Source organism: Spirillospora sp. NPDC049652, assembly GCF_040675125.1.
GTDB lineage: Bacteria > Actinomycetota > Actinomycetes > Streptosporangiales > Streptosporangiaceae > Spirillospora.
In genome coordinates, this window is sequence record NZ_JBFAOF010000148.1 from 1 (window position 1) to 11,390 (window position 11,390).

The 11,390-nt window shown below is 71.8% G+C and carries 12 protein-coding genes; 10 read left to right on the forward strand and 2 right to left on the reverse strand.

Going from position 1 to position 11,390, the window contains the following annotated elements:
• The 3 genes from AB0J52_RS13010 to AB0J52_RS13020 all read left to right on the forward strand — a co-directional run.
• On the forward strand, window positions 1–884 hold an 884-nt coding region (locus AB0J52_RS13010), incomplete at its 5' end, for a hypothetical protein (RefSeq protein WP_500181779.1).
• Window positions 773–1,129, forward strand: coding sequence for a hypothetical protein (locus AB0J52_RS13015; RefSeq protein WP_500181780.1), 357 nt, complete (start codon window positions 773–775; stop codon window positions 1,127–1,129). The genes AB0J52_RS13010 and AB0J52_RS13015, both read left to right, overlap by 112 nt.
• A 181-nt stretch (window positions 1,130–1,310) precedes the next feature.
• Complete coding sequence (locus tag AB0J52_RS13020) at window positions 1,311–2,297, forward strand: hypothetical protein (protein WP_500181781.1); 987 nt, start codon at window positions 1,311–1,313, stop codon at window positions 2,295–2,297.
• 23 nt (window positions 2,298–2,320) lie between these two features.
• On the opposite strand, the gene AB0J52_RS13025 is transcribed toward AB0J52_RS13020, so the two are convergent.
• Window positions 2,321–2,497 carry a hypothetical protein gene (locus AB0J52_RS13025; RefSeq protein ID WP_500181782.1) on the reverse strand — a complete coding sequence of 59 codons (177 nt, stop codon included), beginning with the start codon at window positions 2,495–2,497 and terminating at the stop codon, window positions 2,321–2,323.
• 321 nt (window positions 2,498–2,818) lie between these two features.
• A complete protein-coding gene (locus AB0J52_RS13030; RefSeq protein ID WP_500181783.1) occupies window positions 2,819–3,202 on the reverse strand; it encodes a hypothetical protein in 384 nt (127 codons plus the stop codon).
• Window positions 3,203–3,524: 322 nt separating this feature from the next.
• Between AB0J52_RS13030 and AB0J52_RS13035 the strand changes: the two genes are divergently transcribed.
• The 7 genes from AB0J52_RS13035 to AB0J52_RS13065 form a co-directional block, all read left to right on the forward strand.
• Window positions 3,525–3,704, forward strand: a complete 180-nt coding sequence (locus AB0J52_RS13035; RefSeq protein ID WP_500181784.1) for a hypothetical protein — start codon at window positions 3,525–3,527, stop codon at window positions 3,702–3,704.
• Between the two features lie 212 nt (window positions 3,705–3,916).
• Complete coding sequence (locus AB0J52_RS13040) at window positions 3,917–5,278, forward strand: serine hydrolase domain-containing protein (protein WP_500181785.1); 1,362 nt, start codon at window positions 3,917–3,919, stop codon at window positions 5,276–5,278.
• Window positions 5,279–5,332: 54 nt separating this feature from the next.
• A complete protein-coding gene (locus tag AB0J52_RS13045; RefSeq protein WP_500181786.1) occupies window positions 5,333–7,231 on the forward strand; it encodes a dipeptide ABC transporter ATP-binding protein in 1,899 nt (632 codons plus the stop codon).
• Window positions 7,224–8,174 carry an ABC transporter permease gene (locus AB0J52_RS13050; protein WP_500181787.1) on the forward strand — a complete coding sequence of 317 codons (951 nt, stop codon included), beginning with the start codon at window positions 7,224–7,226 and terminating at the stop codon, window positions 8,172–8,174. The genes AB0J52_RS13045 and AB0J52_RS13050 overlap by 8 nt, the downstream gene beginning before the upstream one ends.
• Complete coding sequence (locus tag AB0J52_RS13055; RefSeq protein WP_500181788.1) at window positions 8,171–8,989, forward strand: ABC transporter permease; 819 nt, start codon at window positions 8,171–8,173, stop codon at window positions 8,987–8,989. Before AB0J52_RS13050 ends, AB0J52_RS13055 begins: the two co-directional genes overlap by 4 nt.
• 3 nt (window positions 8,990–8,992) lie before the next feature.
• Window positions 8,993–10,828, forward strand: coding sequence for an ABC transporter substrate-binding protein (locus AB0J52_RS13060; RefSeq protein ID WP_500181789.1), 1,836 nt, complete (start codon window positions 8,993–8,995; stop codon window positions 10,826–10,828).
• Window positions 10,810–11,390: erythromycin esterase family protein (locus tag AB0J52_RS13065; protein ID WP_500181790.1), on the forward strand; the 581-nt coding region annotated here is incomplete at its 3' end. The genes AB0J52_RS13060 and AB0J52_RS13065, both read left to right, overlap by 19 nt.

Consider the following 11,390-nt stretch of genomic DNA (forward strand, 5'->3'; position numbering starts at 1 on the left):
GGCTCGCCGACCAGGTGCTGGACGGGGACCGGGTGACGGTCGCGTCCCTGGCCGGCGCGATCCTGTCGATCCTGCCCGCCGCGCCGGGCCCGATGGCGGCCGCGGCGACCGTGACCGTGTACGACCTGGCCCGGGACGTCAGCGACGACGGTGTCCGCGCGCTGGTCTCGCACCTGGAGGCGCTGCCGCGCACTGACCTGGCGGACGTCCTGGACGACGTCCTGGAACTCTCCTGCGGTGTCCTGACATCGCTGCAGGCCGCGGCGCGGGAGGAGTCGGAGAACACCCCGGGTGGGACTGCGGGCGAGGCCGCCGGCGGTGCCGGGCCGGTGGAGCCGGGTGAGGGCGTCACCACCCGGCTGACGGGGCCCGGGAGCGTGGCGGTGTACTACCTGGCGGCCGGAATGGATCTGTTCCTGGACCAGTCCGATGTCCGGACGCTGCTACAGATGGCCGAGTCCGGAACCTCACCGCTGGTGTGCTGGCTGTGCGACGACCCGATCGAGGTCGCCGCGTCCGCGTCGGTCAACCTGGGGTTGCAGATCCCGGTGGGCCGCGAGGATGCTCCGCTGGTGCCGGTGTGGACGCACCCTGGGTGCGGCCGCCCCCGGATCTGGACGGCGCAGCAGGTCGACGCCGCTTGCCACGGGCGCGGCCTTCCCGTTCACGGCGCCGCGCCGACCCCGCCGTCCCCCGGGCCCCGCGATCAGGCCGAAGCCGACTGGTCACCTCCAGCCTGGTCCGCCTTGGCGGCACGGTCTACCCGCTGCTGGTGGTCCAGCCCGGCACCCCGCACGCGCACGGGACCGGCGGCCATCACGCCGACATGCTCTCCATCGGACTGCGCCCGGTCGACTTGTACCAGGGGCGGGTGGAGGAGGTAGAGGCGTGGACGATGCACATGGACCGCGGCCGCGTCGCCCGGATCACGCGACGCGGCGCAGGCGCCTGGTGGGTCGCCGACGCCGGACCGGCATTGTTGACGGGCAGTGGCGGACGGTGGGCAAGTCCCGCCGCGCGGCGGTGCTGGTGGTCCTGCCGCCCGGGTGGCTCACCGACCAGCACCTCGACGACCCCTCCGAGCGGATGCTGCAGGCGTGCACCGAGCAGGTCGCGACCGGTGGGCTGATGCAGCTGAGGGGGACGTTCTCGTGAAAGGCCGGTCGGACACCGCGCCGGTCCCCGCGTCCGCGTCTGCTTCCGGGTCCGCGTCTGCGTCCGCGGCTGGGAGCGGGAAGGGCAGGTCGCGGCGGACCGTCGCCCATACGCCGCGCGAGCTGGCCGCCGCGCTGGGCTGGAGCGACGGGCAGATGGACAGGGCCGTCGCAGCCCACGTCCTGCCGCCCTTCGACCTGAAGACCCCCCGGTGGTCAGGGCCGCTGGTCGACCAGATCCTCGCGGACGCCGAGCGGTACGCCGCGGCGATTCCCGATCTGGTGGACGACCAGCAGATGCGGGACCTGCTCGGATGGGACTACGGGCAGTGGCGCCGCGCAGCCGACGCCGGGCTGCTGCCCGACCCCGACCTCGGGCGATTCTGGACCCGCGCGGCCGCCGAGCACCTGGCCGCCCGCGGCGGCGCGCTGGCCGAGCAGATCCCGCCCCCGCCGATGGGCGCGCGCCGCTGCGCCGAGCTGCTCGCCGACCGCACCGGCCTGCCGGTCGACTACGACGACATCGGCGCCCTGGCCGAACGCGGCCTGACCAGCGTCGTGGACTACCACGACGTCAGGCCCCGCCGCTCCTTCCCGCTGTACGACGTCGCGGCCCTCGAGCAGATCGCCGGCGACGCCGACAGCATGGCGGTGCTGGCCGAGGTGATCGCCGACCGCCAGGCATGGCTCGCCGCATCGGCCACCACCGAGCAGGCGCTGGAGCTGCTGCCCGGCTGGACCGAACACGACCTGCTCCGCCAGGCCCGCACGCGGAACCTGACCACCGGGCGGGGCGGCCGGTGGCCCCTCGCCGGCATCGCCGAGCTCAGCGGCGACCGGGACCTGGTCGACCAGGTCCGCCGCGCCCAGCTGCTGTGGCCGCGTGAGGCGACCGACCTGCTCGGCATCCGCCCCACCGACTGGCAGCACCTGGTCAACGCCCAGCTGATACGCCCCGCCGGCGAAACCGACTGGAAACCGCCCTGGCAGCGCGAACCGATCACCACGGCGCTGTACCGACGCGGTGATGTCGAGGACTCGGCGGCCTGGCCCGGCCCGGACCTGCCGCTCCTGCGCATCGCCGAGCCGGACGAGCAAGCCAAGGGTGATCCCCCGGAGCCAGGCTCGCCAGAGGCCGGCTGATCGGCGCCGGGCGGGCGGGTACGTCAGACGCGTCCGGTGCCCTCGCAGAGCTGGCAGGCTCCCGGCGGAAGCCACCCGATGACGGTCTCGCCGTCGCGCGGACTGCAGACCGTCCGGGGCGGACCGTCCGGGGCGGACCGTCCGGGTCCGCCGATGCGGTGGTCGACCTGAACCTCGTCGTCCATCTGCGCCGCGAACACTCGTCGACCACCTGGGTTGCTGGACGGGGCCGTTCGCCCAGTACATGTCCCGCCGCTCACCATCATCGCCCCACCGCCCGACCTCGGGGGTCGTTAACGAACGTGTCACCCACCGCAAACGAGGGCCTTGCGGGGCGGTGACCGGCGAGGCCCTGCTCGTCCCTACTCGGCCTGTCGTTGGGGAAGCTGCGAGGAAGGACACGCGATCGCGTTGAGCCTGGCCAGCGGGGGTCTTCGGAGGCGCGGTTTGGGAGGCCGCCCGGCCGCAGCTGCTTGAGGCGCTGGAATTGGAGGCCGAACCCGCCGGATCGGCGTCCCGCTTCACTTTGCGAACCCCGACGAGCCGGACCTACCCGTGAGCAGGCGCATGTCCGTCCCGTGCAGAACAAGCGCAAGGCGGTGCTCCGCCCTCAGCGCGAGGGTGACGGCTACGAGATAGACGAACCAGCCATCGGTATCGCCGTCCCACAGGGCCTCAATTGCCGTCGGCTTCTGGGGCAGAGCCTGGATCTTGGCCGTGAGCGCTTCGAGGTCCAGCGGGGCGGTTGGCGATCGAGTGAAGCGCTGCCCAAGATCCGCGAAGCGCTCCACGACGACATCCAGGCACTCGCAGAGCCCCGGCCGCGGTTCATCGAATGCTCCGCGTATCACGCGGACTGCATGAATCTTGTGGCCTTGCATCACATGCGCATCGACCTGGGTCACGCACCTCCTCAGACAAGGGCTCCCATAGGGGGTGCTTCATGACCGTATTCAACCGGAACGCGCATCAGCACGGCCTGTGGCGCTAACCCGGACACCAACTGCTCGCTAACGCCACTGGCCGAGTGGTTGCTGCTCAAGCTCCGTGAACGCGTGGCACCGGTTGCGCGTCGGAGCATCAAGCGGTTCTCATCGGGCGAGGCTGGGCCGAAGAGGAGGACGATGCGATGGCCGACGGCGGGAAGCCGACGAGCGGGTCTGCGGATGAGCCTGGCGGGCTTCTGCTCACCGCATCGCAGTCGGCGAGCCCACAATGAATGTCGCGGTGCTTTGGGTGGAGGTCGAGCCGCAGCTCGGCCCTGGAGAGACAGCCGACGTTCGGCTGGCTCCGCTGGATTTCGAGCAGTGGCGGCATCTGAGGCCGGGGGACGTGATCGCCATGCACGAGGCCCGACCCGTGGCCGGAATCGCCGAGATCATCGAGGTCCTGCCCCCTCGTGGCTGAGGTCGCTGGGAGACCACATCTGGCGGCCGTCCATCAACATGAAGATCGCCGCACCTGGCCGTCGGGGCCGACGTGGTCGGGCGTCGCCGGCTGTGGGGGCGGGGTGGGGTGCCGGTGTGGTTCTGGGTCTTGGCCGGGGGGACGAAACGGGGTGGTGGGGGTGGTTGGAGCGGACGAGGTCGGGGCGGGTTCGGCTGGCTAACGTAGGCCGGATGACGAGGCTTGATGAGGTCGCGGAACGGCTGCGGGTCCGGCTGCCGGGGCTGGCGGAGGAGAACGGGGTGCCGGGGGTGGCCGTGGCCATCGGCATCGGCGGGGACCTGGCCGAGGCGGCGGCCGGGGTGCTGAGCACGGCGACGGGGGTGGAGGCGACGGTCGACTCGGTGTTCCAGATCGGGTCGGTCACCAAGGTCCTGACCGCGACGCTCGTCATGCAGCTGGTCGCCGAGGGCGCGATCGAGCTCGACGCTCCGGTGGACGCCTACCTGCCGGGTTTCCGGGCCGGGTTCCCGGAGGTGACCGTCCGACAGCTGATGTCGCACACCGCGGGCTTCGAGGGGGACGTCTTCACCGACACCGGTAAGGGCGACGACTGCCTGGTCCCCTACGTGGACCTCCTCGCGGAGATGCCGCAGATCTTTCAGCCGGGCGCGATGTTCTCCTACAACAACGCGGGCTACAGCGTGCTGGGACGGATCATCGAGGTCGTGCGGGGCCGGCCGTTCGACGCGTGCATGCGCGACCACCTGTTCACGCCGCTGGGCATGACGCACGCGGCGAACGACCCCTACGAGGCGATCCTGCATCGGGCCGCGGTGGGGCATCTCGGCGGGAGGCCGAGCCCGGTGTGGGCGATGGCCCGGTCGAACGCGCCGGCGGGGTCGATGCTGGCCATGACGGCGAGGGACTTGGTGGCCTTCGCCAAGGCGCATCTGGCCGACGAGAGCCTGCGCGTCATGCGCGAGCCGCAGGTCACGTTGCCCGACATCGGCTGGGGGACGGCGTGGGGGCTGGGCTGGGAGCTGTACGACCTGCCCGGCGGGCTGGTCTTGGGGCATGACGGGAACACGATCGGCCAATCGGCGATCCTGCGCGTGGACCCGGCACGTGAGGTGGTCGTGGTGGTGCTGACCAACGGCGGGAACCCGAAGCCGCTGCGGGAGGAGATCAGCGGGTGGGTGCTGGAGCAGCCGGAGAAGCCGGTCCCCGATCCGGCGGCCCGCCCGGACGCGCGCCGCGTCGCCGGCACCTACGTGTCGTCCACGAGCCGGACCACGGTCAGCGAGGACGCCGAGGGCCGGCTGTGGCTGGACCAGGTGCCGCTGGGCATCGCGGCGGAGCTCGGCGACGAGCCGTTCCGGACCGAGCTGGCCGGCTGGCGCGGCGATGCGCTGCTGCCCGTCGCGCCCGGTCACGGGCCGGTGGCGTTCCTGGGCGATGACGGCCGGGGAAGGGCGCTCTACCTGCACACCGGCCGCGCGGATGTCCGCTCCGGCGCGCCTTCGGACGTCCGCGCGGATGCTCCTGCGGATGTGCGGGCGGCGGTATGTGCACCCGGACGAAACGGAGGCTGAACATTCGCCGGACCGGACGAACACCGGCCGTGGTAGGGCCCCCACTATCGTCCAATGGATGCGCGGAAGAACCTGATCGTCCACGGCCTGTCCGTGGAGATCAGGCGTGGTGACCGGCTAGTCAGGCCCGTCGCGGACGTCACCTTCGAGCTGGGCCGCGGGGAGACCCTCGGGATCGTCGGCGAGACCGGGTCCGGCAAGTCCATGACCGGCCTGGCGGTCATGGGGATGCTGCCGGCCGGCGGCCGGGTGACCGGCGGGTCGATCGAGCTCGGCGGCCGCGACCTGCTCGCTGCCGACCCCCGCCGGTACCGGGGCCGCGAGATCGCGATGATCTTCCAGGACTCGCTGACCTCGCTGAACCCCACCAAGAGGATCGTCGACCAGGTGGCCGAGCCGGTCCGGCTGCACCGCGGCGGCTCCCGGCGGGCCGCGCGGGACCGGGCCCGGGAGATGCTGGCCCGGGTCGGCGTCCGGCGGGACGGCTATCCGCACCAGCTGTCCGGCGGGCAGCGCCAGCGGGTGATGATCGCTATGGCGCTGGTCTGCGAGCCGGAGATCGTCATCGCCGACGAGCCCACCACGGCCCTGGACGTGACGGTCCAGGCCGAGATCCTGGACCTGCTCGACGAGCTGCGGGCCCAGCGCGGCATGTCGATGATCCTCATCACGCACGACATGGGGGTCATCGCGCAGCGGGCGGACCGGGTCGGGGTGATGTACGCCGGGCGGCTGGTCGAGTCCGCGCCCACCGCCGAGATCTTCGAGCGGACGCGGCACCGCTACACCCGGGCGCTGCTGTCGTCGATCCCGACGCTCGCGCAGGACAAGGGCGAGGAGCTGTTCAGCATCCCCGGCTCCCCGCCCGACCTGGCGCGGCCCGAGCCGGGCTGCCCGTTCGCGCCCCGCTGCGACGCGGCGTCCGACAAGTGCCGCGCGGAGCTGCCGCCGCTCACCGGCACCTTCGCCTGCTGGCATCCGGTCGAGGGCCCGGTCCCGTCGGCGGACCGCAGGCGGTTCCAGCCGGGCGAGACCGGGGAGACGCTGTTGCGCGTCATCGACCTCGTCCGCGAGCACCCGGCCGGACGCCGGACCGTCAAGGCGGTGTCGGGCATCAGCTTCGAGGTGGCGGCCGGGAAGACGTTCGGCCTGGTCGGCGAGTCGGGCTGCGGCAAGTCGAGCCTGGGCCGCCTGCTGGTCGGCCTGGACCGGCCGGACCGCGGCGAGATCGTGTTCGCCGGGGAGAAGGTCACCCGCCCGCGCCGGGCCGTCCAGATGATGTTCCAGGACTCCAGCGCCGCCCTGGACCCGAGGATGCGGATCGGGCGGATCCTCCGCGAGCCCCTGGCGATCCACGACGTCGGCGACCGGCGCGAACGCGTCGAACGGCTGCTGGACGACGTCGGGCTGCCCGAGAGCGTCCTGGACCGCTACCCCTACGAGCTGTCGGGCGGGCAGCGCCAGCGCGTCGGCCTGGCCCGCGCGCTCGCCCTGGACCCGCAGGTTCTGGTCGCCGACGAGCCGGTCAGCGCTCTGGACGTCTCCATCCGCTCCCAGGTGCTGAACCTGATGCGCCGCGTCCAGGCCGAACGCGGTCTGAGCGGCGTCGTGATCTCCCACGATCTGGCGGTCGTGCGGTACCTGGCCGACCGGGTCGGCGTCATGTACCTCGGGAAGCTCGTCGAGACGGGCACGACCGACGAGGTGTTCGGCGCCCCGGCCCACCCCTACACCGCGGGCCTGCTGGCCGCCGTCCCGGAGGGCGAGCGGACCGGGACGCCGGTGCGCGGCGAACCGCCCAGCCCCGTCGATCCGCCCAGCGGATGCCGGTTCCGCACCCGCTGCGCCCTGGCCACCGACAAGTGCGCCCAGGAAGAACCGCCGATGACGGCGCTGGCCGGCGGCCACCAGGTGGCCTGCCACTACCCGCTGCAGGAGGGAAGCGATGGCTAGGTACGTCCTGCACCGGCTGGCGGTGTCGGCGCTGGTCCTGCTCGGGATCTCGGCGGTGGTGTTCTTCATGCTGCACCTGGTCTCGGACAGTCCGGGCCGGATCGTGCTCGGCCAGCGCGTGTCGCCCGAGGCGGTCGCGGCCTTCAACCACCAGCACGGCTTCGACCGGCCGGTGGTCGTGCAGTACCTCAGCTACCTCAAGCAGCTGCTGCGCGGCGACCTCGGCCGGTCCTACAAGCTGAACGAGGACGTCTCCACCCTGATCGCGCAGAACGCGGGCCGCAGCGCGATGCTGTCGCTGGCCGGGCTCGTCGTGGCGCTGGCCGTGGCGGTGCCGCTCGGCATCCTGCAGGCCGTCCGGCGCAACGGCCTGATCGACCGGACGGCCACCGCCGTGTCCTACATGCTGTACGCCACGCCGTCGTTCCTGCTCGGGCTGGCGCTGATCGCGGTGTTCAGCCAGCGGCTGGACCTGTTCCCCGCCGAGGCGTCCCAGTCGCACTCGCCGTGGGCGGTCCTCACCGACCCGCGGGCCATGGCCCTGCCGGTGATCACGCTGGCGGCGGGCAGCGTCGCGGTGTTCGCGCAGTACCAGCGCTCCTCGGCGCTGGACCAGCTCGGCCAGGACTACATCCGGGTCGCGCGGGCCAAGGGCCTGCCCGAGCGGCTGGTCCTGACCCGGCACCTGCTCCGCAACGCCTGCATGCCGCTGATCACGCTGGTCGGGACGCTCGTCCCGACGCTGCTCGCCGGCAACGTCATCGTCGAGTCGCTCTTCAACTACCCCGGCCTCGGCCTGCTGTTCCTCAACAGCCTGCAACGCGAGGACTATCCCCTGCTCCTCGCCTACACCCTCATGGGCGGCCTCCTGACCGTCGCCGGCAACTTCCTCGCCGACGTCCTGGTCGCCGCCGCCGACCGCCGAATCGAGGTGCGGAGATGAGACGGCACCCGCTCGCGCTCGCCGGTGGCCTGCTCCTGCTGGCCATCGTCGGGTTCTGCGTCCTCGGTCCGCTGCTCCACCCGACCAACCAGACCGACGTGGACGTCGTCAACGCGGCCCTGCCGCCCGGCGGGGGCCATCCGCTCGGCACCGACACCAACGGGTTCGACGTGCTCGGGCGGCTGATGGCCGGCGGCCGGGTGTCGCTGCAGATCAGCCTGCTGGCCGCGGTCGTCGCGACCACGATCGGCACGCTCTACGGCGCCATCGCCGGGCTGGCGGGCGGCGTGGTCGACGGGGTCATGATGCGGCTGGTCGACGTCATGCTGTCGATCCCGTTCCTGTTCTTCGTGCTGATCCTGTCGGCCCGGTTCCACGCGGACGCGGTCTCGCTGAGCCTGGTCATCGGCGGCTTCTCCTGGCTGCTGTCGGCCCGGCTGGTGCGCGGGGAGGTGCTGACGCTCCGGGTCCGGGAGTACGTCCTCGCGGCCAAGGTCATGGGCGCCTCGCGGCGGCGGGTGGTGTTCACCCACCTGATCCCCAACGCGCTCGGCGTGATCATCGTCAACGCCACCTTCCAGGTGGCGGACGCGATCATCGTGGTGTCCGCGCTCGGCTTCCTCGGCTTCGGCCTGACCTACCCCGCCGCGGACTGGGGCAGCCAGCTGGCCAGCGGCGTCACCTACATCTCCGCCGACTACTGGTGGCTGGTCCTGCCGGTCGGCGCCTGCATCATCCTCACCGTCCTCGCCCTCAACCTGCTCGCCGACGCCCTGCGGGACACGATCGGCCGCCCCACCTCAGCAAGGAGCTAGCACATGCGCGGACGCCTCTCGAGCGGGCTCGTCGCCCTGCCCACCCTCCTCGCGCTGCTCACCGCGACCGCCTGCGGTGGTGGTGGCGCCGGGACGGCCAAGGGCATCATCTCGGCGCCCCCCAAGCAGACCGGCACCCCCAAGGACGGCGGCACGGCCGTCGTGGCGCTGACCCCGGGCCTCAGCCCGAACTTCATCTACCCCTACCCGCCGGCCTCGGCGAACGGCACCGTGATCGCGCGCGGCCAGCTGTGGCGCTCGCTGTACCGGCCGAGCGGCGACGGGAGCCAGATCGTCGATCCCGCGCTGAGTCTGGCCGAGCCGCCGGTCTACAGCGCCGACCGCAGGACGGTCACGATCAGGATGAAGGACTACAAGTGGTCGACGGGCCGGGCCGTCACCGCCGGCGACGTCGTGTTCTCCCTGGACCTGCTGAAGGCGGCGCTGGCCGAGAGCCCGGCGAACTGGAGCTTCTACACCCCCGGCCAGTTCCCGGACGGCGTGACCGCCAAGGCGACCGCGCCCGACACGCTGACGCTGACGCTGAAGACGGCCTACAACCCGTCCTACCTGCTGTCGATGCTGGCGCTGCTGTACGTCATGCCGTCCCAGGAGTGGAACATCGCCAAGACCGGCGGACCGCACCTGGACAGCTCGCAGCCCAGGAACGCCAAGGCGATCTACACCTATCTCACCAAGCAGTCGGGTGACCAGAAGACCTTCGCCAGCAACCCGCTGTGGCAGGTGGTCAACGGGCCCTACAAGCTGAAGAGTTTCGACCCGACGACCGGGTCGTTCTCCCTGACCGCCAACAGGTTCTACAGCGGGCCGGGTGAGAAGCGCCTGGACCAGGTCGACTTCAAGGCGTTCACCTCCGCCTCGGCTGTGCTCAACCAGTTCAAGGCGGGCAACCTCACCGTCGGCACGCTGGACTCCACGTTCATCTCGCAGGCCGCCGCGCTCAAGGCCAAGGGCTACACCGTCTACAGCAGCCCGGCCCCCGCCCGCTTCGACGCGCTCACCATCAACTTCAAGAACACCGTCGGCGGCTTCGACAAGGTGATCGCCCAGCCGTACGTGCGGCAGGCGCTCCAGCGGCTGATCGACGGCAAGAGGTATATCACCAGCCGCGGCATCTACGACGGCGCCGGGTCGGAGAACTACAGCACCGTGGGGGCCGACTCGCCCTACCCGCCGTCCTTCGGTGACCGGCCGCCCTACCCCCACGACCCGGCCGCGGCCAGGAAGCTGCTCACCGACCACGGCTGGAAGGTCGTGCCCGGCGGCGCGACCACCTGCGAGCAGCCCGCGCTGTGCGGGCCGGGGATCAAGCGGGGGCAGACGATCGGGTTCACGATCGCCTCGGCCAACACCCCCGCCTACGTCGGCGCCCGCGACATCGCGTTCGTGTCGGCGGCCAAGAAGCTCGGCATCGACGCCAAGATCGTCACCAAGTCGCTGAACTTCATGTACCAGAACTACGGCAACCCGTTCGCCCCGGCCAAGACCAACGAATGGGCGATGCAGGACAACGGGCCGCTCTACCTCGCCGTGGGCTACCCGAGCAGCAACACCGTGTTCAACACCGGCGGCAGCTTCAACCTCGGCTCCTACGCCAACCCCGCGACCGACAAGCTGATCAACGCCTCGACGTTCGGCGCCGACCCCAAGGCCCTCTCGGCGGAGGCCACCGCGCTCGCCACGGACCTGCCCGTGCTGTTCTTCCCGACCCCGAACACCCTGGTCGTCTGGAAGAACACGCTGTCGGGGCCGACCGCGTCGTTCAAGGCCCTGCTGAGCTACCTGTACACGCCGGAGCAATGGTACTTCCACGACTGATCACCGAGCTGCCCCGCGACGTGCGCGTGGTGGCGCTCGGCGAGAGCGCGCACAACATCACCGAGTTCTACGAGCTCAAGCACCGGATCCTGCGCTACCTGGTGGAGGAGCACGGCTTCACCGCGTTCGTGATGGAGTCGGGGTTCGCCGAGGGGCTGGGCGTGGACGCCTGGCTCCGCGGCGTCCCGGGCAAAGTCGCGGACGCGCCGGCCGGGGCGGGCGTCGCGACCGGGGCGGATGTCGCGGACGTGGCCCGGGACGGCATCACCTACCGCTTCGGCGAGGCCGCGCCGATGCACCGGCAGCTGGAGTGGATGCGCGCCGCCGGGGTCGGCTTCTACGGGATGGACCTGCCCGGGTCGTCCACCTCACCGGGGCCCGCCGTCCGGGTGATCGCCGAGCGGACGCCCGGCCGGGACCTGCGCGAGCTGGTCCGGCGCAGCGACCTGGGCGGACGGACCGAGGCGGCGGTGCGGTGGGCGGCGCTGCCGTCCGCCGAACGGGACGTGCTGCTGTGCGACCTGCGTGCCCTGGCCGTCCACGCCGGGAGCTCGCCGGACGC

Bases quoted from the DNA above. Each gene is read 5' to 3' on its own strand.
- AB0J52_RS13020 (WP_500181781.1), top strand. From the start codon at position 1,311: ATGGACAGGGCCGTCGCAGCCCACGTCCTGCCGCCCTTCGACCTGAAG.
- AB0J52_RS13040 (WP_500181785.1), top strand. From the start codon at position 3,917: ATGACGAGGCTTGATGAGGTCGCGGAACGGCTGCGGGTCCGGCTGCCG.
- AB0J52_RS13045 (WP_500181786.1), top strand. From the start codon at position 5,333: ATGGATGCGCGGAAGAACCTGATCGTCCACGGCCTGTCCGTGGAGATC.
- AB0J52_RS13050 (WP_500181787.1), top strand. From the start codon at position 7,224: ATGGCTAGGTACGTCCTGCACCGGCTGGCGGTGTCGGCGCTGGTCCTG.
- AB0J52_RS13055 (WP_500181788.1), top strand. From the start codon at position 8,171: ATGAGACGGCACCCGCTCGCGCTCGCCGGTGGCCTGCTCCTGCTGGCC.
- AB0J52_RS13060 (WP_500181789.1), top strand. From the start codon at position 8,993: ATGCGCGGACGCCTCTCGAGCGGGCTCGTCGCCCTGCCCACCCTCCTC.